The sequence below is a fragment of the Stenotrophomonas cyclobalanopsidis genome (assembly GCF_008710035.1).
Classification (GTDB): domain Bacteria; phylum Pseudomonadota; class Gammaproteobacteria; order Xanthomonadales; family Xanthomonadaceae; genus Stenotrophomonas; species Stenotrophomonas cyclobalanopsidis.
In genome coordinates this window covers 156626-177742 of record NZ_VYKI01000002.1, presented here as the reverse complement: position 1 = coordinate 177742, position 21117 = coordinate 156626, and the positions used below count along the sequence as shown (strand labels likewise).

Here is a 21117-nt window from a genome sequence, read left to right as displayed (position 1 = left end):
CGGTCAGGGCTGCTGCGGCGTCGCGGTGTTTTCTGCGCGGTCGCCACTGCGGAAGCTGACGTAGGCTTCGCCGCGCAGTTCCTGCAGGAAGCGGTTGTATTCGTCTTCCAGCTTGCGGCGGCCGATCGTCTCGCGGACCTGTGCACGCTGGTTGTCGCTGGTCACGTCGGTCTGGCGCGTGGCAACGCGCTGCACGATGTGCCAGCCGGCATCGGTACGGAACGGCTGGCTGACGCCTCCGTCCTGGATGCCTTCGATCTGCTGGCCGAACGCCGGACCGAAGGCATCGGCCGGGAACCAGCCCAGATCGCCGCCCTGGCCCTTGCTGTTGTTGTCTTCCGACGATTCCTTGGCCACGGCCTGGAAGTCGGCACCACCGGCAATGCGGGCACGCAGGGTGTCGATCTTGGCCTTGGCGGCCGCGTCGGTCTGGTTGTCGTCCACGCGCACCAGGATGTGGCGACCGTGGTACTCGGTGACGGTGTGGTCGCCGGTGGCGGCGTTGGCATCACGCACTTCGACCAGCTTCAGCAGCTGGAAGCCGCTCGGGCCACGGATCGGGCCGACCACGTCGCCGGCCTTCATCTGCTGCATCATCTGCGCGAAGGCGGCCGGGATCTCATCCAGGCTGCGCCAGCCCAGATCGCCGCCTTCCAGCGCGTTGGGGCTGTCGGAATAGCGGACGGCGGCGGCGTTGAAGTCCAGCTCGCCCTTGTCCAGCAGTGCCTTCACCCCATCGGCCTTCTTCTGGCCGGTGGAGATCTGTTCGGCAGTGGCGCCGTCGGGCAGGGCCACCAGGATGTGCGCCAGGTGGTACTGGTTGCCGACGGTGGCCTGCTGCTTCAGGGCAGCATCGACCTCGCCTTCGCTGACGCTGATGCGGCTCTGGGCGAAGCTCTGGCGCAGGCGCTGCACGGTGATCTCGTCACGCACCGAGGCGCGGAAATCGGCGAAATCGATGCCGTCGCTGGCCAGGCGCTGGCGCAGGGCGTCCAGGTTGGAACCGTTCTGCTGGGCGATCGAGTTCATCGCCTGATTCAGTTCCTGGTCGCTGATGCGGATGCCGCTGCTCTGGGCGCGGGCGACCTGCAGCTTGACCAGCACCAGGCGCTCGAGCACTTGGCGGCTGAGCACGTCATCGGGCGGCAGCTGGTTCTCACGACCGGCGTACTGGGCCTTGATGTTGACGATCGCGCGCTGCAGTTCGCTCTGCAGCACCACGTCCTCATCGACGATGGCTGCAATGCGGTCCAGCGGCTGGGCCTCCTGGGCGATGACCTGGAAGGGGGCGGACACGCTGGACACGGCCAGCAGCGAAGCGAGTAGGACGGGGAAGCTCTTGGTCATGGGATCTGGTTTGGATCGTAGTCGTCCCGGGTCGCCCCGGTGTTGCTGGGGGGCACGAGATAGAGGTCGTCGCGGTTGTACCCGAGGATAGCACGGCGCAAGGTGCGGTCCGTGTCCTGGCCCAGCGAGCTCAGGCCCTTGAGCACGAACTCGAGCTGGATGGAGTTGTTCAGATCACCCTCGCGGTTGCGCACGTAGCGGCGGGCGACGGCGCGCACGGCCAGGCAGCAGCTGTCCCACTGCACGCCACCGATGATTTCCAGCGGCTTGCTGTCCTGGATGGAGTAGTAATAGCGGCCCACCAGGCTCCAGCGCTCGTTCAGCGGGTACAGGAACGACAGGTCGGCCTGTTCAAGCAGGGTGCGCTCTTCCTTGGTGGCATTGGCCGCTGCACCGGCGTTGATGCGGTAGCGGTAGCTCAGGTTGACCACGCCGTCGTTGGACATCAGGTAGCGGGCGCGGACGCTGGCCAGATCCTCACGCTTGTACTTCGGGTCCCACTGGTAGGTGGCGCCGAGGGTCCAGCGGTCGTTGATCATGTAGTTCGAATCGGCGATCCAGGCCGACTTGCCCTTCTCCACCGGGGCGCCGCCCGGGGTCACGGTCACCCGCGATTCGTCGAAGTACTGGATCTGGCCGATCGAGGCCGAGAAGCGTTCCTTGCCCGTGGTCTGGTCGATGAAGCGGGTGCTCAGTGCCAAGGTCAGCTGGTTGGCATCGTTCTGGCGGTCGGCGCCGGTATAGCGCGAATCGCGGAACAGCTGGCCCCAGCTGAAGGTGAAGTCACGCGTATCGAATACGGGCAGTTCGTCCTGGTTGCGGTAGGGCGTGCGCAGGTAGAACAGGCGCGGCTCCAGGGTCTGCAGGAAGGACTTGCCGCCGATCTTTGTGTCGCGGTCGAAGAACAGGCCGGCATCGAGGCTGGCGATCGGCATGCTGCGGCTGGGCGAGGTGTTGCCGCGCAGTTGCTCGGGTGTTGCAGTGGTCGGGTCGATGCCCTGCGAGCGCAGGATCTGGCCACGGATGCCGTTGACGCCGTCCACCAGGCCGCGGTCCAGCTGATAGGCGGTGTAGCGGTAGGCCAGGGTCGGGGTGACATACCAGGCGGCGCCGCTGATCGGGAACGAAACGTACGGCTTCAGGTCCAGGCGCGAGCCACCGCTGACACCGATGCCGTCGGTCTGGCGCAGGCCGTTGCGGGTGTACTGCAGGTCTTCGCCGGCGCTGGCGTCGTACTTGAAGTTGATGTCATCGTGGGTGAAGCGCACGGCTTCGGCGTAGACGCCGGTCTCCAGCCATGGCAGCAGCGACTTGTCCCAGTTGAAGTACAGCCGCGGCTGGCGGTTGTAGGCCAGGGCGCTCTCGTTCAACGTGTAATCGGTCAGCTGCCAGCGGTCGGCCATGATGCCGGCCGTCCAGTTCTGGCCGGTGCCGTACAGGCCGATGGTGCTCTGCAGGTTGGACGCGGTAACGCCGACCAAGCGGTTGGCGAAATCCTCGATGTAGCGCTCGTCACTGACCCAGGCCAGGTTGGCGCGGGCCTGCCAGTGGCTGTCCACGTTGTGGTAACCGTTGAACATCACCCGGCTGCGGTCGCGATCGCGCAGCTCGTCGCTGGGCATGTAGGCGGTCAGCAGCTCGCCGCGGCCGCCGTTGTAGAGGTAGCGGAACTCGTTGTCGAGCATCAGGCCACGGCTGCTCATGTAGCGCGGCGTCAGCGTGTCGTCGTAGTTCGGCGCCAGGTTCAGGTAGATCGGCTGGGCGTAGTCGAAGCCGTTGCGGCCGGACATGCCCAGCTGCGGGAACAGCAGGCCGGTCTTGCGCCGGTCGTCGATCGGGAACTTGAAGTAAGGCGCCCACAGCACGGGGACCTTGCCGATGCGCAGCACGGCATTCCGGGCGGTGCCGAAGCCCTCGTCGTTGTCCACTTCGATTTCCGGCGCCGACAGCTTCCACACCGGCTGCGAGGGATCGCAGGTGGTGTAGGTCGAGCGGTGCATCTGGCCGACGGCGCCCTGCAGGTCGACCGATTCGGCATCGCCGTTGCCACGGCGCGACACCAGCTGGTACTGGATGTCGGTGATCTTGTGGGTGTCGCTTTCCTGATTGCCCTCGGCACGCTTGGCGACCATGCGGATCGACCCGTCCTGGTAGCGCACATTGCCGTCGGCGATGTAGTTGCCACTTTCGGTGTCGAAGCTGAGCTTGTCGGTACCGACGAACTGGTCGCCACGGCGCAGCGCCACGTTGCCCTGGTACTGCGGCACCGTGGTGGTGCCCAGCAGCTGGTCACCCTCGATGTCGGTGGGCTGCTGCTCGCGCTCGGCGCTGGCGGCGGCCTTGTCCTGCCCGGGCACCGGGGTTGGGGCATCGGTGAAGGCAGGAATGACCTCGGTTGCCGGGCACAGGCCCCAGTTGAGCGGCTTGTCATCGGCCATCGCCGGAAGGCAGACGGCGATGCTCAGGGGCAGGGGAAGCAGGCGGAGGGCTCGGCGCACGCGGTTCGGATTCGGGCGAAAACGGACGGTAGATTGCCCCATCCGCTGCATAGGGGCAATGAAGGTTGTCGCCCGCTGCCGGTTCGGGTTCATCCAGCCCGTGGCCCGGTTGCCCCTTCCAGCAGGGCCCGGACATGGGCCACGGTGCACTCGGACAGGGCCTGCAGGTCATAGCCGCCCTCCAGCATCGACACCACCCGGCCGGCCGCGTGGCGGCGGGCCAGCGCATGCAGTTCGGCGGTGATCCAGGCGAAATCGTCTGTTTCCAGCATCAGGTCGGCCTGCGGGTCGCGCAGGTGGGCGTCGAAGCCGGCCGAGACCAGCAGCAGCTGCGGGCGGAAGTCGTCGATGGCCGGCAGCATCTCGTCGGCCCAGACATTGCGGAAGCGGAACCCGCCACTGCCCGGGGGCAGCAGGATGTTCATCAGGTTGCCGGCGCCACGGTCGCGGCGCAGGCCCGAATTGGGGAACAGCCCGGCCTGGTGGGTGCTGTAGTACGACACCCGGGCATCGTGCTGGAAGATGTCCTGGGTGCCGTTGCCGTGGTGGACATCGAAGTCCACCACCGCGATGCGCTCCAGCCCGTGCCGGTCACGCGCGTACGCGGCGGCCACGGCGATGTTGTTGAGCAGGCAGAAGCCCATCGCCGTGCTGCTGGTGGCGTGGTGGCCGGGCGGGCGCACCGCGCAGAACGCCAGCGGGTCATCGCCGAGCATCACCGCATCGACCGCGGCCACGCCGGCGCCGGCCGCGTGCACGGCGGCGCTGGCCGAACCGGGCGAGGTCCAGGTGTCCATGTCGAGCTGGCGCAGCGGCAGGGTCTGCGGCTGCAGGACGAAGTCGAGCAATGCGCTGTCGTGCACCCGGCTCAGTTCACCGAACTTGGCCGGCGGTGCCTGGCGCCAGTCCAGCTGGCCGGGGAAGGCCTGGTGCAGGGCATCGAGCACCACCTGCAGCCGCTGCGGGCACTCGGGATGGCCGGGGCCGGGGTCGTGCTGCAGGCAGGCGGGGTGGGTATAGACCAGCATCGGCGGTCAGCGCTGCCGGTGCTGCGGCTGCCACAGCGCCTCGCCGTGGCCATCGGCACGGGCCAGCACCCGCGACAGCACGAACAGCAGGTCCGACAGCCGGTTGAGGTACTGCAGGGCTTCGCTGCGCACGCTTTCCATCCGCGCCAGGGCGACCGTCTCGCGCTCGGCCCGGCGCACGATGGTGCGTGCCAGGTGGCAGCGCGCGGCCGCTTCGCCGCCGGCCGGCAGGACGAATTCCTTCAGCATCGGCAGGTCGGCGTTGTAATGATCCAGCTGCTGCTCCAGCGCCGAGATGTCGGCGGCGTGGATGGCGGCATGGCCCGGCACGCACAGCTCGGCGCCGAGGTCGAACAACTGGTGCTGCAGGTGGACCACCAGCGCGCGCACGTCGTCGGGCAGCGCCGTGGCCAGCAGCAGGCCAAGGGCGGCATTGGCTTCATCCACCGTGCCGTACGAGGCCACGCGCAGGTCGTCCTTGCCGACCCGGCTGCCATCGCCGAGGCCGGTGCTGCCGTCATCGCCGGTACGGGTGTAGATGCGCGAAAGACGATGGCCCATGCGATGGCTCAGTGCTGGATGTCGCGGCGGGCCTGCTGCAGCTTCAGCACCTGCTCGACCGCCAGCTGCAGGGCCGCGGCCAGCGCCACGTAGATGGCCGTGGTGCGCAGATAGGGGCCGAACCACTGCGCGTAGTTCTGCGCCCAGCCGGCCACGGTCGGCTCGGCCACGTTGCGGGTGGTCCAGTAGAAGCCCCCCTGGGCGAGCAGATGGCACAGGGCCACCGAGGCCACCAGCAGCAGCGCGCCCTTGCCCAGGGTCGACCAGTGCGCGCCGTGGTAGTTGCGGCCCAGCAGCAGGCCACCGGCCCACAGCGAGAAGTACGCTGGCAGCAGCAGCCAATAGCCCGGCGAGACGCAGTAGTGCTGCCAGAAATCCAGGCCGCTGCTGCGGATCACGATCCAGTCCACCAGTACGGCGAAGACCATCAGCAGCGGGAACGCCCAGCGCGTCCAGCGCGCCAGGTAGAAGCCACCGATGAAGAACACGGCCCAGGACGCATCGGGGATGGCCGCGAAGTGGTTGACCCGGGTCGCCGCCAGCAACAGCACAAGTACGGAGAGGATAAAGGCGCGGTTGGCGGTGTCGGACATGGCAGCGGGCCCGGAGCGGATTCAGCTTTCATTCTAGCCCGCCGCGCGGGTTGGCGCAGGGCCCGGCGGCGAGCGCGTATCATTGGCTCATGAGTGAACGACATGACGTGCTGATCGTCGGTGGCGGTCTGGTGGGAGCCAGCCTGGCCATCGCCCTGGACCGGCTGGGCCTGGACGTGGGCCTGCTCGAGGCCAGCCCGGCCGGCGAACTGCCGGCGGTGTTCGACCAGCGCAACCTCAGCTTCGCCGCCGCCACCGTCAACGCGCTGACCGCGCTGGGGGTGATGCAGAAGCTGGCGATGGCGCCCGGCCCGATCCGCCGCATCCATGTCAGCCGCGCCGGGGATTTCGGCCGGGTCCAGCTCGACGCGGCCGATTACGACCGGCCGTGGTTCGGCCAGGTGGTGGTGGCGCGCGATTTCGGCCAGGCGCTGGAAGCGCGCCTGCAGGAACTGCCGCGCCTGCACCGTTACCGGCCGATGCGTTTCCTCGGCCTGGGCGATGTGGTCGACGGCCATCGCCAGGTGCGCGTGGCCGACGAGAGCGGCGAGCGCGTGCTGCAGGCACGCCTGGTGGTCGGTGCCGACGGTACCGCCAGCGGCGTGCGCGAGGCGCTGGGCATCGAGGTCGACCGCCATGATTTCCTGCAGACCCTGTTCGTCGCCCGCGTGCGCAGCCAGCGCGCGCCCGATGGCAGTGCCTGGGAGCGTTTCACCGACACCGGCCCGACGGCACTGCTGCCGCGCGGTGACCGCCACTTCGGCTGCGTGCACGGGGTGGCCCGTGAGCAGGCCGAGGCGGTGATGGCGCTGGACGATGCCGCCTGGCTGCAGCGCCTGCAGAACGTGCTGGGCTGGCGCGCCGGGCGCCTGCTCGAATCCGGTCCGCGCAGTGCCTATCCGCTCATCCAGGTGCTGGCGCGCGCGCTGGCCGGGCAGCGCACGGTGCTGCTGGGCAATGCGGCGCAGACCATCCACCCGTTGGGTGCGCAGGGTTTCAACCTGGGCCTGCGCGATGCGCTGACCCTGGCCGAGCTGCTGGAAGACGCGGGCGGTGATGCCGGCAGCGATGGCCTGCTGCAGGCCTACGTGGCCCGCCGCGAAGAGGACCGCCGGCAGACGGTGGCGTTCTCCGGTGGCCTGGCCCGGCTGACCAGCAACCCGGCGCCGCTGCTGCGGCCGCTGCGCAGCCTGGGCCTGGTCGCCGCGCAACGCGCGTCGGTGCAGTCGATGCTGGTGGGCGGGGCAATGGGTTTCCGCGGTGACGTGCCGCGCCTGTGCCGTGGGGAGGCCGCATGAGCCGCCGCATGCGCCTGGACGTGGCCATCGTCGGCGGTGGCGTGGTCGGTGCCGCCTGTGCGCTGGCGCTTGCCGATGCCGGGCTGTCGGTCGCCCTGGTCGAAGGCCGCGAGCCCTCGCCGTGGCAGGCCGCGCAGCCGGACCTGCGGGTGTTCGCGTTCGCCGCCGACAACGTGCAGCTGCTGCAGCGCCTCGGCGTGTGGCCGGCGATCGCCCAGGCCCGTGCCTGGCCGTACCGGCGCATGCAGGTATGGGATGCGGCCGGTGGCGAGGATCTGTTGTTCGACGCCGACCGCTTCGGTCGTCGCGAGCTGGGCTACATCGTCGAGAACGGCCTGCTGCAGGACCGCCTGTGGGCGGCGCTGCCGGCCGCTGGCGTGCAGCTGCACTGCCCGGCGCGGGTAGAAGCGCTGGAGCAGGACGAAGACGGCGTGCGCCTGCGCCTGGGCGATGGCCACCGCCTGGATGCCGCGCTGGCCGTGGCCGCCGATGGTGCCGAATCGACCCTTCGCCAACTGGCCGGGATCGAGGTCGAGCGCCACGATTACCACCAGCGGGGCGTGGTGGCCTATGTGGACAGCGAACTGCCGAATCAGGCCACGGCCTGGCAGCGCTTCCTGCCCACCGGGCCGCTGGCCCTGCTGCCGGTGGCCGAGCGCCGCAGCTCGATTGTCTGGACGCTGCCGGAGCACGAGGCCGCACGCGTGCTGGCGCTGGACGAAGCCGCCTTCAACCGGGAACTGACCCGTGCCTTCGCCGCGCGCCTGGGCGAACTGCGCCTGGCCTCGCCGCGCGCGGCGTTCCCGCTGCGCCGGCAGCTGGCCCGCCATTACGTGGCCGGTCGCGTGTTGGCGCTGGGTGATGCCGCACATGTAGTGCACCCGCTGGCCGGGCAGGGTGTGAACCTGGGGCTGCGCGATGTCGCCGCCCTGCAGCAGAGGCTGGCACCGTCGGCCGAACGCCGTGGACAGCCGCGCCTGTCGCCGCAGCGCCTGCAGCGCTGGGCCCGCGAACGGCGCAGCGACAACCAGATTGCCGCCTACAGCTTCGATGCGATCAACCGGCTGTTCTCCAACGACGAAATGCATCTGACCTTGGCCCGCGGCCGCGCGCTGGGCTGCGTCGGCAAGTGGCCGCCGCTGGTGCAGGCATTCTGGAAGCGCGCTGCCGGCGTCTAAGCGGAATGCCCCGGTAGCGCCGGGCCATGCCCGGCGAGCGCGCAGCGCGGCGGAAGGAAGCCCTTCGGCCTTATGCCAACCAAGGTTGGCCGCTACCAAACAGCAGGTCGTGCCGTGGGACGCCCCGATTGCGCCGGGCCCTGCCTGGCGAGCGCGTAGCGCGGTAGTCGCCCACCTTGGTTGGCGCGCGTGAAGGCGGATCAGTCGATCAGCCAGCCGGCCAGGTCGGTGCGGTCCAGCTTGCCGCGATGCTTCACGTCCAGCGAGGTGAACTCATCGGCCAGCGCCGGGTTGGCCTGTGCCTCGTCGCGGCTGATGAAACCATCGCCGTCCACGTCCAGCGCAGCGAAGTGGATGCGGTACTGCCCGACCACGCTGGCCGGGCTGACCGAGCGCACCGTCACCGGCGTTTCGCCCAGCGGCACGGCGATGTCGACGCTGCCGGTCACCCGGCCACTGGCCAGTGACTGCTGGCGGACCACGCCGCTGTCATCGCGCAGCGGCGCGCTCTGTGCCGGTTGCGGCAGGGCCACCTGCGCCGACGCAGCCGCCGGCAGCAGGGCCATCAGGAGTGAAATCAGTCGAGGGTTCATGCAGTCGTGTTCCCGGTAGCGCCGGGCCATGCCCGGCGGACATCGCGCATCAGCGCAGCGGCGAGGCCAGCACCGTGATCTCTTCGCGGTCGTGGTAGAGCTGCTTGCCACGCACCACCAGCGGCTTGCCGGCCTGCTCCTGGAACAGGTCCAGGCACAGCCGGGTTTCGTCCCAGCGCTTCTTCATCGGCAGCTTCAGGTTGAAGATCGCATGCCTGCACCAGCCTTCGCGGAACCAGGTGGCCATGCGCTCGGCCACGCGGCGCGGCTGCTCGACCATGTCGCAGACCATCCAGTCCAGCGGCTGGTCCGGGTGCCAGTGGAAACCATCGGCGCGCAGGTGCTCGACCAGACCGGTGTCCAGCACATGCTGGCGCAGCGGACCGTTGTCGATGCTCAGCACCTGCATGTGCTGGCGGGTCAGCACCCAGGTCCAGCCGCCCGGTGCGGCGCCGAGGTCGGCCGCGCGCATGCCAGGCTTGGCCAGCAGTTCGCGTTCTTCCGGGGTCAGCAGGGTCAGCAGTGCTTCGTCCAGCTTCAGCGCCGAGCGCGAGGGCGCTTCGGGCAGCAACTTCAGGCGCGGGATGCCCAGCGCCCACGGTGCGCTGTCGGCCGGGTCGGCCACGCAGACGAAGGCATGGGTGCCGTCGACGAACACCACGTGCAGGCGCGGCAGGCGCGCATTGGGCTTGTCGGTCAGCTTGCCGGCCTTGCGCAGTGCCGGGCGCAGCGCATTGCCGAAGGCGCGGGCCAGCCCGGACAGCGGCTTGCCGGCGTCCGAATCGGGGTGCTCCACCCACAGGTCGCCGAAGCGCGGCGCGTCGGCCAGCACTTCCAGCATCGGGGTGATGCGGTCGGCCGGGTCCAGCTGCGGCAGTTCGGCCAGGACCACCAGCTTCTGCCGGGCGAAGATCAGCTCGCGCCAGCGCAGGCGCGGGGCCAGCGCAGGGGCTTCGTCGCACATGAACAGCACGTAGCCATCATTGCGCTGGGTGCGCGCATAGCCGGCAAAACCGGCTTCGCCGGCGCGGAACTGCAGTTCGCCGGCCAGCTCGGGCTCGAAGCCCTGGCGGCACAGGCACAGCAGGCCGATGCCTGCCTCAGTAACGGGCGCCATCACTCTCTCCATAGGCACGCAGCACGCTGCGCGCATCATCACGGTTCAGACCCTGCACGACCTGGATGCCGCGCTTGTTGAGCTCACCGACCCAGTCGGCGGGCAGCGGGCCTTCATCGAACGGGGTCAGTTCTTCCACATCGGCCGCGCTGGCGCCGATCAGCAGGCGGTCGATGCCGGCCCACACGGTTGCGCCGTAGCATTGGCAGCACGGCTGCGAGCTGGTGGCCAGGGTGATCGGCGACAGCACGGCATTCAGGCGCGGGGTCTGCAGGCGCTGCTGGGCCAGCATGTAGGCCATGTTCTCGGCATGCGCCAGCGAGGTCGCATGCGGCATCACCCGGTTCACGCCGGCGGCGATCACCTTGTCTTCCGGCCCGAACACCACCGCGCCGAACGGGCCGCCGCTGGCGTGCTCGATGTTCAGCCGCGACAGCGCGATGGCCAGCGCGACCTTGGCCTCATCGCCGGGATAGCGACGATCCAGGTCGATCTGGTCGTGGATCCAGGCAGGCAGGGTCAGGTGGACTTGCGCGTACAGCATCGCGGGGTGCCTCGTGTGGAAGATGAAGGGGTGTGGCGGGTTCGGAAACCGGCGCGCAGTGTAGCGGCAGCCGGGTGCACCGGGGGTGTCTGCTGCTCAGTCGTCCAGCTCGGTGCGGACCACCACGTACTGCTTGCGGAACTCCAGCCCGGCCTGCGGCCAGCGTGCGGCGTAGGCGCGCAGCAGGGGCAGGGCGGCGGGGAAGTCGTGGCCGTTGACCCGGCAGTCAGCCTCGCACTGGCCGTCCGCATCGCGCGAAGCGAACAGGCGGATGCCGAGGAACTGGCGGGTCTTCAGCAGGTCGTTGAAGGCGTCCAGGCTCTGGGTGAACAGGCAGCAGGGGCACGAGCCGTGGTCGTCCTCGCCGCAGGCAGCGGCGTCGTTGGCCGGTTCGCTGCGGTAGTGCGCCAGCGGGCCCAGCACCACCGCGCGCGCCAGCGGCGTTCCGGTTTCCTCGGCGCCGTAGCGCAGGGTCAGCATCTGCAGTTCCGGCGCCTCGTCGGCGCCGATGGCGGCCTGCAGGGTGGCCAGGTCCACCCGCACCCAGTTCTCGAAGCCGGACAGCGCGGCCTCCTGCTGGCTGTCGCCGGCGGCGTGCTGGTACTCGAACAGGCCATCGGCGAACAGCTGCGGATGGCGCGCCTCGATCACCGTGGACGTCTGCCAGCCGCCGTTGTCGCGCGGCTCAGCGCCCACCGGGTGCGGGCTCAGGCGCAGGCCGCTGTCCAGCACCAGTTCGTCACCGTCGAGGGTGCAGGCGATGTCACGGCCCAGCAGCACCTGCTGCAGCAGCGGAAGAAGCGCATTGGCGGAAGCGGTCATGTCGAAGGGCCTGCCTTGAGCGGTGGGTGGACAGCCAGGCGGTGCCTGGCATCAGCGAAGGGCGTCGAGTTCGGCGCGATAGCGCTGTGCGTCGGACTGCTGCTGAGGATCGTTGCCGTGGTCGCGCAGCCAGGTTTCCAGCTCGCGTCGATAGTCGGCGCGGAACCCGGCGTTGTCCGGGCTGAAATGCAGCTTGCGCGCGGCCACCTCCACCCGTTCGCGCGCACGTGCTCGGGCCTGGGCGATGCCGTAGGGCGACTGCTCGGTGAGGATGACGAAGTTGCGGGCAAAACCGCTGACATACTTGACTGCAAACGGCTGGTTGGCGCCCGGGATGCGGATCGCATTGCTCAGCGGCCACAGGGCTGCCGTATCGGTATGCATGACCGTTTCGACATCGCGGCCGTCGGCCGTATGCAGCACGACCTCGTAACGCCAGATGTACTGTTCGTTCAACTGCGAGCTGGTCTGTTCAGCCCGCACGATGATCGCCTCGCCCGGTTCGCCGGCCAGGTTGAGGAAGGCCGCGTTGGCAAACTGCCCGACGATCATGTTCAGCAGGGCCAGAGGGAACACGACCACGGCGAAGCCCGGGCGGCGGCGGCGCCACGACACCAGGCCGATCAGCAGCAGCGCGGCGAAGAAGACCAGCACTGCGTGCCCGGTCAGCAGCCAGAACAGGAAAGACAGGGCGGTCAGCATGGCGGCTCGAGAGCGGGCGCCGCGGAGGCGCCCGCCTATCAGATCAGGCCGACCAGGTGTCGCGCAGGGTCACGCTGCGGTTGAACACCGGCTTGGCTTCGGTGTGGTCGCGGCGGTCGGCGACGAAGTAGCCGGTGCGCTCGAACTGGAACGACTGCTCCGGGGTGGCGCTGGCCGCGGCCGGCTCTACATAACCGGTGACGGTGCGGCGCGATTCCGGGTTGAGGTAGTCGCGGTAGGTCTTGCCTTCCGACTCGTCGTCCGGGTTCGGTACCGAGAACAGGCGGTCGTACAGACGGATCTCGGCCGGCACGGCGTGCACGGCGCTGACCCAATGGATGGTGCCCTTGACCTTGCGGTTGGCGCCTTCCATGCCCGGGCGCGATTCCGGATCCAGCCAGCCACGCAGCTCGGTGATGATGCCGTCCGCATCCTTGATCACTTCATCGCAGCGGATGATGCCGGCACCACGCAGGCGCACTTCGCCACCCGGCACCAGGCGCTTCCAGCCCTTGGGCGGCACTTCGGCGAAGTCCTCGCGATCGATCCACAGCTCGCGGGCGAACGGCACCTGGCGGCTGCCGAAGCTTTCGTCCTTGGGGTGGTTGCTGAAGGTCAGCTGCTCTTCGTGGCCTTCGTCGAGGTTGGTCAGCACCAGCTTCACCGGATCGATGACGGCCATGCGGCGCGCGGCGGCACTGTCCAGGTCCTCGCGCAGCGCGCCTTCGAGCACGCTGAAGTCGATCAGCGAATTCTGCTTGCTGATGCCCACGCGCTCGGCGAACAGGCGCATCGCCGCCGGGGTGTAGCCGCGGCGACGCAGGCCCTGCAGGGTCGGCATGCGCGGGTCTTCCCAGCCGTCCACCAGCTGTTCGGTGACCAGCGCCATCAGCTTGCGCTTGCTCATCACCGTGTAGTTGATGTTCAGGCGCGAGAACTCGATCTGGCGCGGCTTGGCCGCTTCGCGCGGCAGGCCGGCGTCGACCAGCGGCTGGGTCAGCGCGTCGTCGTGGGCGAAATCGACGTTGTCCACGCACCAGTCGTACAGCGGGCGGTGGTCTTCGAATTCCAGCGTGCACAGCGAGTGGGTGATGCCCTCGATGGAATCGCCCAGTGCATGCGCGAAGTCGTACATCGGGTAGATCGGCCACGCGTTGCCGGTGTTCTGGTGCTCGACGTGCTTGATGCGGTACAGGGCCGGATCGCGCAGGTTGATGTTGCCGCTGGCCATGTCGATCTTGGCGCGTACGGTGCGCGCGCCATCGGGGAACTCACCGGCGCGCATGCGGCGGAACAGGTCCAGGTTTTCCTCGACGCTGCGGTCGCGCCACGGCGACGGACGGCCCGGCTCGGTGAGGGTGCCGCGGTAGGCGCGCACTTCCTCGGCCGACAGGTCGCAGACGTAGGCCTTGCCCTGCTCGATCAGCTTCTCGGCGGCCAGGTAATAGGTCTGGAAGTAATCCGAGGCGTGGCGCAGTTCGTTCCAGGTGAAGCCCAGCCAGCGCACGTCGTCCTGGATGGCGGCCACGTACTCGGGGTCTTCCTTGGCCGGGTTGGTGTCATCGAAGCGCAGGTTGCAGACGCCGCTGAACTCACCGGCCAGGCCGAAGTTCAGGCAGATCGACTTGGCGTGGCCGATGTGCAGATAGCCGTTCGGCTCGGGCGGGAAGCGGGTCTTGATCGCCTGGTGCTTACCGCTGGCCAGGTCCTCGCGCACGATCTGGCGGATGAAATCGCGCTTCTCGTGGCTGTCGGCGGGGGTCTCGGGGCTGGCGGGGGTGTGCTCGGACATGAGTCGGCGAAAGAGAAAGGCAGAAAGACCAACAGTTTAGCGCGTCAGGGACGGGGCTGCCGGGGTTTGCCGCTACGCTCGCCGGGCCTGGCCCGGCGCTACCTCATCCCCGCACCCGGTAGCGCCGGGCCAGGCCCGGCGAGCGCGGCGGCGCGATTCAGGCCCCGGGCGTATGCTGGACCCCTGTCCCGAGGAGCCGCCCATGCACATCGTGTACAAGGCCGACAATCTGTTCGACGCACACCTGGTCAAGCACGCGCTGGAGGATGCCGGCATCCCCGCGTTCGTGTTCGGCGAGCAGCTGCTGGGCGGCATGGGCGAGCTGCCGCTGTTCGGCGTGCTGCGGGTCGGCATCCCCGGCGTGGCACGGCCGCAGGCCGAGGAGATCATCGCCGCGCTGGACTTGGGCCAGGGCCCGTCCGACCCCATTTCAGAGGCAGACGATTGGGCCGGACTGCCGGCGTAGGAGCGCATCATGTTGGGAATCAGCCAGGGCATCCTCGGCATCGGGGCCTTCAAGCAGCGCCTGCCGCGCCCGGAAGAGGCGCTGCCCGGCCGCGACCAGCCGCTGCCGCTGCACAGCAACCAGCACTTCGTGAACAGCCATCCGCTGAAGGACCGTTTCGCCGGCCTGCAGCAGATCCGCTTCGCGCTGGGCTGCTTCTGGGGCGCCGAGCGCAAGTTCTGGACAGAGCCGGGCGTGTACAGCACCTCGGTTGGCTATGCCGGCGGCGTCACCCCGAACCCGACCTATGAAGAGGTCTGCTCGGGCCTGACCGGCCACACCGAGGTGGTGCAGGTGGTGTTCGACCCGGCGGTGGTGAGCCTGGAGCGGCTGCTGCAGCTGTTCTGGGAGAGCCACGATCCGACCCAGGGCATGCGCCAGGGCAACGACACGGGCACCCAGTACCGCTCGGCGATCCACGCCACCGACGAGGCGCAGTACGCGGCGGCGCTGGCCAGCCGCGAGGCCTACCAGGCGCAGCTGGATGCGTCCGGCTACGGGCCGATCACCACCGAGATCGTGTACCCGGCACCGGAGTACTACTACGCCGAGGATTACCACCAGCAGTACCTGGCGAAGAACCCGAACGGGTATTGCGGGATGGGTGGCACCGGCGTGAGCTGCCCGATCGGGCTGGATGTGGAGGCGCCGCGCTGACGCGCGGAGGTCCGCCTGCGGCGGGCGGAAGCCACAGCCTGGTAGAGCCGACTGTTAGTCGGCTGAACTACAACGCGGCTCTGGGTTGCTGTGAGTCTGGCGGGACGGGTCGGGTTGTCGGGGGACGCCGTGAATCCATCCTGGGAGGCTTGTGAGCGCCATCCATGGCGCTCGCACCCCCGCCAACCCAACCCGCCCCACCCCCGACAGTTTCCCAGTGACGGTGGGCAGGAGCATTGGGTTGGTGACGAACTGATGGAAAAGAAAAAGGACGCGGCTTTCGCCGCGTCCTTTTTCTTTGGTCCTGCAGTGCCCTTTGTAGAGCGGAGCCATGCTCCGCTCCGAGCAAGCGCAGCGCGCGACCCGCTTCTGCTCTTCCTTCATTCTTCCGTGGCGGGCGGCCACCGGAAACTGTCAGAGGGCGGCCGGGTTGGGTTCGCGGGAGTGTCCGCCGCATGGATGCGGCGGCCAAGCCTCCAGGGATGGATTCACGGCGTCTCCCGCGAACCCAACCCGCCCGACCCACTGCGGCTGTTGCTCTTGCAGTCAGTCGAGCAAGCTCGACTCTACAAGCCCCCCGCCACGAGGGGCTCAGCCGCTGGCCGCAATCACAGTTCCGAGCGGATCCGCTCGCGCAGCGCCTGCAGATCCTTGGCGAATGCATCGATACCCGTCGCCAGCTTCTCGGTCGCCATCGGGTCCGCCGCCAGATCCGCCGCGAACTTCGCCGCGTCGATCGGAGTGACCGCCACGCCGTCGGCCGCACCGGCCACCAGCTTGCGCGGCAGCTCGCCGTGGTCGGCGTCCAGTTTCTCCAGCAGGTCCGGCGAAATCGTCAGGCGGTCGCAACCGGCCAGCGCTTCGATCTGCGCGGTCGAACGGAACGAGGCGCCCATCACCACCGTCGGCGAACCGCGGCGCTTGAATTCGGCATAAACGCCGCGCACGAACTTTACGCCCGGATCTTCATCGATGTTGGCCGGGGCTTGGCCATTGGCCACGTACCAGTCCAGGATGCGGCCGACGAACGGCGAGATCAGGAACGCGCCGGCTTCGCTGCAGGCCAGAGCCTGGGTCGGGTTGAAGATCAGGGTCAGATTGCAGTCGATACCCTCGGCCTGCAGGATGCGCGCGGCTTCCACGCCTTCCCAGGTCGCGGCGATCTTGATCAGGATCTTCTCGCGCGGCACGCCGGCATCGGCGTACATCTGGATGAACTGGCGGGCCTTGGCCACGGTGGCCTCGGTGTTGTGGGCCAGATCTGCATCCACTTCGGTGGACACGCGACCGGGTACCAGCGTGCTCAGCAGCGCGCCGACGCCGATGGTCAAACGATCGGCGATCGCATTGACCACGCTGTCGCGCTCGCCGCCCTGCTGGCGGCCCCAGGCCAGTTCGCGTTCGATCAGCTCGGCATAGACCGGCAGGTCCAGCGCCTTTTTCACCAGGGTCGGGTTGGTGGTGCAGTCCACCGGCTGCAGGCGCTTGATCGCGTCGTAGTCACCGGTATCGGCGACTACCACCGACAGTTCGCGCAGCTGGGACAATTTGGACGGGGTACTCATTACGGCTCCTGGTGCAGGGAAATCGAATCGCGCGCGGTGCGCAGCGGTAATCAGGGACGGTCGTTGTGGACCGCAGTCACGCGCAGGCGCAGCTTGCGGCCGCCGGGCGCGTTCCAGTCGATGCTCTGGCCGATGGCCAGGCCGAGCAGGGCACTGCCGACCGGGGCCAGCACGGAAACCTTGCCTTCATCGACATTGGCTTCGCGGGGGAAGACCAGGGTCAGGACGTGCGTCTCGCCCGACACTTCATCTTCGCACTCCACGCGCGAATGCATCATGACGATGCCTTCGGGAATCTGGTCCGGCGCCAGCACGGTGGCCCGGTTGAGTTCTGCGGCAAGCGCGAGCGCGGCAGGCGTCTGGCTCAGCGCAGGCGAATCAAGCATGGCCTCGAGGCGGTCCATGTCGAAGGTCGACACAGTGATGGACGGCGGCAGGCCGCTGGCGGTGTTCATGGTGGTGCTCCTTGATTGAAAGCCATGCAAAAGGCGGCACCACCTGGCGCCGCCTGGCTGTATTGTGGGGACAAATGCGGCCGGAATCGACTCCCGCCGCAACAGTGCGCCGGCGCTGCCGGATCAGCCGTTCAGCAGCGGGCTGGACACGTCCAGCGCTTCGCCGGCCGGCACGCCTTCGGCATCGAGGGTGAACAGTGCCTGCGGCAGGCGCTTGAACTGGTCGGCCAGCTCCAGCAGGAAGCCATGCATGGCCGAGCTGCGCCGCCAGACCATGGCGATGCGCCGGCTGGGGCGGCCTTCGCCGGTGAAGTCGAGCAGACGGATGTTGTTCGAACGCGGCACCGGCGGCTGCACCGACAGGCTTGGCAGCAGGGTGATGCCGACGTCGGCGGCGACCATCTGTCGCAGCGTTTCCAGGCTGGTGGCGCGGAATTCGGATTTCTCGTTGGCACCAAACAGGCGGCACACTTCCAGCGCCTGGTCACGCAGGCAGTGGCCGTCTTCCAGCAGCAGCAGCTTCTGCGTGGCCAGTTCCTGCACGTCCAGGTGGTCGCGGCGGGCCAGCGGGTGGCGGCCGGAGACGGCCAGCAGGAAGGGTTCCTCGAACAGGAACTCGGCATGCAGCTGGTCGTCGATGACCGGCAGCGCCAGCAGCGCGGCGTCCAGCTTGCCTTCGCGCAGGCGCTCCAGCAGCACGTCGCTCTTTTCCTCGACCAGCAGCAGTTCCAGTTCGGGGAAGCGATCGCGGATGCGCGGAATCACATGCGGCAGCAGGTACGGGCCCAGGGTCGGGAAGATCCCCAGGCGCACCGTACCGGCTTCCGGGTCGCGGCTGCGTCGCGCCGCTTCTTTCAGCTGTTCCACTTCGGACACGATCACCCGTGCCCGCATCGCTGCTTCCTGGCCGGCCGGGGTCAGCATCACCTTGCGCGGTGCGCGTTCCACCAGCGGTACACCCAGCTCCTCTTCCAGCTTGCGGATCTGGGTGGACAGCGTGGGCTGGCTGACGAAACAAGAGGCGGCCGCCCGGCCGAAGTGCTTGTGATCGGCCAGGGCCACCAGGTATTTCAGATCGCGAAGATTCATCGTAAGACCCCAGGGGTAACGGACCGGCTTACCCAGCAGGCAATGGTGCCCCCGATACCCTGGGAACGAATGATCAGGCCGCCTCGGCCACCGCGCCGCTGCCCTTGCTCACGGACGAACGGATCAGGTGGTCGAAGGCGCTCAGTGCCGCGGTGGAACCGGCGCCCATGGCGATGATGATCTGCTTGTAGGGTACCGTGGTGCAATCGCCTGCAGCGAACACGCCCGGCAGGTTGGTCTGCCCGCGGTCATCGATGACGATCTCGCCACGCGGAGAGAGCGCCACGCTGTCCTTCAGCCACTCGGTGTTGGGCAGCAGGCCGATCTGCACGAAGATGCCTTCCAGTTCGACCCGGTGGGCATCGCCGCCGACGCGATCCTTGTAGACCAGGCCGGTGACGCGGCTGCCATCGCCGAGCACTTCGGTGGTCTGCGCGCTGGTCAGCACGGTCACGTTGCCCAGGCTGCGCAGCTTCTTCTGCAGCACTTCATCGGCGCGCAGGCTGGAATCGAACTCCAGCAGGGTCACATGCGACACGATGCCGGCCAGATCGATGGCCGCTTCCACGCCGGAGTTGCCGCCACCGATCACCGCCACGCGCTTGCCCTTGAACAGCGGGCCGTCGCAGTGCGGGCAGTAGGCCACGCCCTTGTTGCGGTACTGGTCTTCGCCCGGCACGTTCATCTGCCGCCAGCGTGCGCCGGTGGACAGGATGACCGAGCGCGACTTCAGCACCGCGCCGTTTTCCAGCTGTACCTGCACCAGGCCGTCGTCGCCGGCCGGCACCAGCGCGGTGGCGCGCTGCAGGTCCATGATGTCCACCTCGTACTCGCGCACGTGCTGTTCCAGCGCGGTGGCCAGCTTCGGGCCCTCGGTCTCCTTCACCGAAATGAAGTTCTCGATCGCCATGGTGTCCAGCACCTGGCCACCGAAACGCTCGGCAGCGATGCCGGTGCGGATGCCCTTGCGCGCGGCGTAGATGGCCGCTGCGGCACCGGCCGGGCCACCGCCGACCACCAGCACGTCGAAGGCGTCCTTGGCGGCGATCTTCTCTGCGTCGCGCTTGCCGGCGTTGGTGTCCAGCTTGGCCACGATCTGTTCCAGGGTCATGCGGCCCTGGTCGAACACTTCGCCGTTGAGGTACACGGTGGGCACGGACATGATCTCGCGCTTCTCCACTTCGTCCTGGAACAGCGCGCCGTCGATGGCCACGTGCTGGATGCGCGGGTTGAGCACGGCGGCCAGGTTCAGCGCCTGCACCACATCCGGGCAGTTCTGGCAGGAAAGCGAGAAATAGGTTTCGAAGCGGTAGTCGCCTTCCAGGTTCTGCACCTGCTCGATCAGCTCGGCGGTGGCCTTGGACGGGTGGCCGCCGACCTGCAGCAGGGCCAGCACCAGCGAGGTGAACTCGTGGCCCATCGGCAGGCCGGCGAAGGTCAGGTGAATGTCCTGGCCCGGGGTGCCCAGGTCGAAGGACGGCACGCGGCCCTGGCCGTCGCGCAGGATCTGCAGCGAGATCTTGTCCGACAGGCTTTCCAGGGTGTGCAGCAGTTCCAGCATTTCCTGCGACCTGGCACCGTCATCGGCGTGCGCGGTGATCTGAATCGGGCGGGTCACGCGCTCCAGATAGGTCTTCAGCTGCGACTGCAGGTTGGCGTCCAACATGGTCTTCTCCTGGCTTCAGGCAAACAGGGGGCGTGGCACCGCTGTGAAAGGTAGCGGACCAGCGAGGGGGTAGGGGTGAACCCAAGAGGGCAACGCGGACCTGTGGAAGGGGCGTGGCGTGCGCGGCCGTCTTGGGTTCACCCCCACGCCGGCGTGGGGCCGGCACGGGGATGAGGGGCGCACCGTGGCGTGGGGCCACGGCAGGCCGGTGATGCATTAGATCTTGCCGACCAGGTCCAGCGACGGGGTCAGGGTCTTCTCACCTTCCTTCCACTTGGCCGGGCAGACCTGGTTCGGGTTGGCGGCGGTGAACTGGGCAGCCTTCAGCTTGCGAAGGGTCTCGGAGACGTCACGTGCGATCTCGTTGGAGTGGATCTCCAGGGTCTTGATCACGCCTTCCGGGTTGATGATGAAGGTGCCGCGCAGGGCCAGGCCTTCCTCTTCAATGTGCACGCCGAAGGCGCGGGTCAGCTTGTGGGTCGGGTCGCCGACCAGCGGGAACTGGGCCTTGCCGACGGCCGGCGAGGTTTCGTGCCACACCTTGTGCGAGAAGTGGGTGTCGGTGGTGACGATGTAGACCTCGGCACCGGCCTTCTTGAACTCGGCGTAATGCTCGGCGGCGTCTTCGATCTCGGTCGGGCAGTTGAAGGTGAAAGCGGCCGGCATGAAGATCAGGACGGACCACTGGCCCTTCAGGCTGGCATCGGAAACCTTGATGAACTCGCCGTTGTGGTAGGCGTTGGCTTCAAACGGCTGGATCTGAGTGTTGATGAGGGACATCGTTTTTCCTCTGGGTGAAGGGGAGTGGGTGAATCGACAGGAGCTAGGTTACCGATTCATTAGCGATAAGAACAATGCATTGATTTCATCTATTTGATAGATGAAGTCTATTAAAGTGCGATGAGCTTGCCATGAATCCGGTCGTCTCAATCCTGCAAGTAGTTGTATGTCAAGGGAAAATCGTGGTGGGCCGTGAAGATGGGCCGATAGCCCCTCCTTATCCCGTCCCGTCGAAGCTGAATGAACCGCGTATCCGTAGAGTCGAGGGGGGGGGGGGGGGGGTGGGGGGGGGGGGGGGGGCCCCGGGGGGGAACCACACCACAGAAA

At 68.0% G+C, this 21117-nt stretch carries 20 protein-coding genes; 4 read left to right on the top strand and 16 right to left on the bottom strand.

The window, feature by feature from the left end:
- Positions 1–3: 3 nt before the first annotated feature.
- From FJU31_RS02705 to FJU31_RS02685, 5 genes are all read right to left on the bottom strand, one after another.
- Positions 4–1347, bottom strand: a complete 1344-nt coding sequence (locus FJU31_RS02705; RefSeq protein ID WP_150453369.1) for a peptidylprolyl isomerase — start codon at positions 1345–1347, stop codon at positions 4–6.
- The gene (gene lptD / locus FJU31_RS02700) at positions 1344–3845 is read right to left on the bottom strand and encodes an LPS-assembly protein LptD (RefSeq protein ID WP_188115435.1); all 2502 of its coding nucleotides are present in this window, start codon (positions 3843–3845) and stop codon (positions 1344–1346) included. Before lptD ends, FJU31_RS02705 begins: the two co-directional genes overlap by 4 nt.
- 89 nt (positions 3846–3934) lie before the next feature.
- Complete coding sequence (locus FJU31_RS02695) at positions 3935–4873, bottom strand: histone deacetylase family protein (protein WP_150453367.1); 939 nt, start codon at positions 4871–4873, stop codon at positions 3935–3937.
- A 6-nt stretch (positions 4874–4879) separates the two neighbouring features.
- A complete protein-coding gene (locus FJU31_RS02690; protein ID WP_150453366.1) occupies positions 4880–5434 on the bottom strand; it encodes a cob(I)yrinic acid a,c-diamide adenosyltransferase in 555 nt (184 codons plus the stop codon).
- Between the two features lie 8 nt (positions 5435–5442).
- The gene (locus FJU31_RS02685; protein WP_150453365.1) at positions 5443–6027 is read right to left on the bottom strand and encodes a hypothetical protein; all 585 of its coding nucleotides are present in this window, start codon (positions 6025–6027) and stop codon (positions 5443–5445) included.
- Between the two features lie 89 nt (positions 6028–6116).
- Here FJU31_RS02685 and ubiH point away from each other — a divergent pair, with 89 nt between their 5' ends.
- Both ubiH and FJU31_RS02675 read left to right on the top strand, forming a co-directional pair.
- Positions 6117–7325: a 2-octaprenyl-6-methoxyphenyl hydroxylase gene (gene ubiH / locus FJU31_RS02680; RefSeq protein WP_150453364.1), complete on the top strand. Its 1209-nt coding sequence runs from the start codon at positions 6117–6119 to the stop codon at positions 7323–7325.
- Complete coding sequence (locus FJU31_RS02675) at positions 7322–8503, top strand: UbiH/UbiF family hydroxylase (RefSeq protein ID WP_150453363.1); 1182 nt, start codon at positions 7322–7324, stop codon at positions 8501–8503. Before ubiH ends, FJU31_RS02675 begins: the two co-directional genes overlap by 4 nt.
- 200 nt (positions 8504–8703) lie before the next feature.
- Here FJU31_RS02675 and FJU31_RS02670 read toward each other — a convergent pair whose 3' ends face one another.
- From FJU31_RS02670 to FJU31_RS02645, 6 genes are all read right to left on the bottom strand, one after another.
- The gene (locus tag FJU31_RS02670; protein ID WP_150453362.1) at positions 8704–9096 is read right to left on the bottom strand and encodes an EF-hand domain-containing protein; all 393 of its coding nucleotides are present in this window, start codon (positions 9094–9096) and stop codon (positions 8704–8706) included.
- A gap of 49 nt (positions 9097–9145) precedes the next feature.
- Positions 9146–10213, bottom strand: a complete 1068-nt coding sequence (gene rlmM / locus FJU31_RS02665; RefSeq protein WP_150453361.1) for a 23S rRNA (cytidine(2498)-2'-O)-methyltransferase RlmM — start codon at positions 10211–10213, stop codon at positions 9146–9148.
- Positions 10197–10757 (bottom strand): nucleoside deaminase, encoded by a 561-nt coding sequence (locus FJU31_RS02660; RefSeq protein ID WP_150453360.1) that lies wholly within the window; start codon positions 10755–10757, stop codon positions 10197–10199. The genes rlmM and FJU31_RS02660 overlap by 17 nt, the downstream gene beginning before the upstream one ends.
- Before the next feature lie 96 nt (positions 10758–10853).
- Positions 10854–11579, bottom strand: coding sequence for a DUF6348 family protein (locus FJU31_RS02655; RefSeq protein ID WP_150453359.1), 726 nt, complete (start codon positions 11577–11579; stop codon positions 10854–10856).
- A gap of 51 nt (positions 11580–11630) precedes the next feature.
- Positions 11631–12281 carry a hypothetical protein gene (locus FJU31_RS02650; protein ID WP_150453358.1) on the bottom strand — a complete coding sequence of 217 codons (651 nt, stop codon included), beginning with the start codon at positions 12279–12281 and terminating at the stop codon, positions 11631–11633.
- A 43-nt stretch (positions 12282–12324) separates the two neighbouring features.
- On the bottom strand, positions 12325–14073 hold the full coding sequence (locus tag FJU31_RS02645) for a glutamine--tRNA ligase/YqeY domain fusion protein (RefSeq protein WP_150453357.1): 1749 nt from the start codon (positions 14071–14073) through the stop codon (positions 12325–12327).
- 202 nt (positions 14074–14275) lie between these two features.
- On the opposite strand from FJU31_RS02645, the gene FJU31_RS02640 reads away from it, so the two are divergent.
- Positions 14276–14539 carry a putative signal transducing protein gene (locus FJU31_RS02640; RefSeq protein ID WP_150453356.1) on the top strand — a complete coding sequence of 88 codons (264 nt, stop codon included), beginning with the start codon at positions 14276–14278 and terminating at the stop codon, positions 14537–14539.
- 30 nt (positions 14540–14569) lie between these two features.
- Complete coding sequence (msrA, locus tag FJU31_RS02635) at positions 14570–15235, top strand: peptide-methionine (S)-S-oxide reductase MsrA (protein ID WP_188115438.1); 666 nt, start codon at positions 14570–14572, stop codon at positions 15233–15235.
- A gap of 608 nt (positions 15236–15843) precedes the next feature.
- Here the strand turns inward: msrA and FJU31_RS02630 are convergent.
- The 5 genes from FJU31_RS02630 to ahpC all read right to left on the bottom strand — a co-directional run bounded on the left by FJU31_RS02630 (position 15844) and on the right by ahpC (position 20790).
- A complete protein-coding gene (locus FJU31_RS02630; RefSeq protein ID WP_150453354.1) occupies positions 15844–16800 on the bottom strand; it encodes a transaldolase in 957 nt (318 codons plus the stop codon).
- 50 nt (positions 16801–16850) lie between these two features.
- Positions 16851–17255: a nucleoside diphosphate kinase regulator gene (gene rnk / locus FJU31_RS02625; protein WP_150453353.1), complete on the bottom strand. Its 405-nt coding sequence runs from the start codon at positions 17253–17255 to the stop codon at positions 16851–16853.
- Positions 17256–17378: 123 nt separating this feature from the next.
- On the bottom strand, positions 17379–18344 hold the full coding sequence (locus FJU31_RS02620; RefSeq protein WP_150453352.1) for a LysR substrate-binding domain-containing protein: 966 nt from the start codon (positions 18342–18344) through the stop codon (positions 17379–17381).
- Positions 18345–18417: 73 nt separating this feature from the next.
- Positions 18418–20010 carry an alkyl hydroperoxide reductase subunit F gene (gene ahpF / locus FJU31_RS02615; protein ID WP_150453351.1) on the bottom strand — a complete coding sequence of 531 codons (1593 nt, stop codon included), beginning with the start codon at positions 20008–20010 and terminating at the stop codon, positions 18418–18420.
- Positions 20011–20226: 216 nt separating this feature from the next.
- Complete coding sequence (gene ahpC / locus FJU31_RS02610; protein WP_079220707.1) at positions 20227–20790, bottom strand: alkyl hydroperoxide reductase subunit C; 564 nt, start codon at positions 20788–20790, stop codon at positions 20227–20229.
- Between the last annotated feature and the right edge of the window lie 327 nt (positions 20791–21117).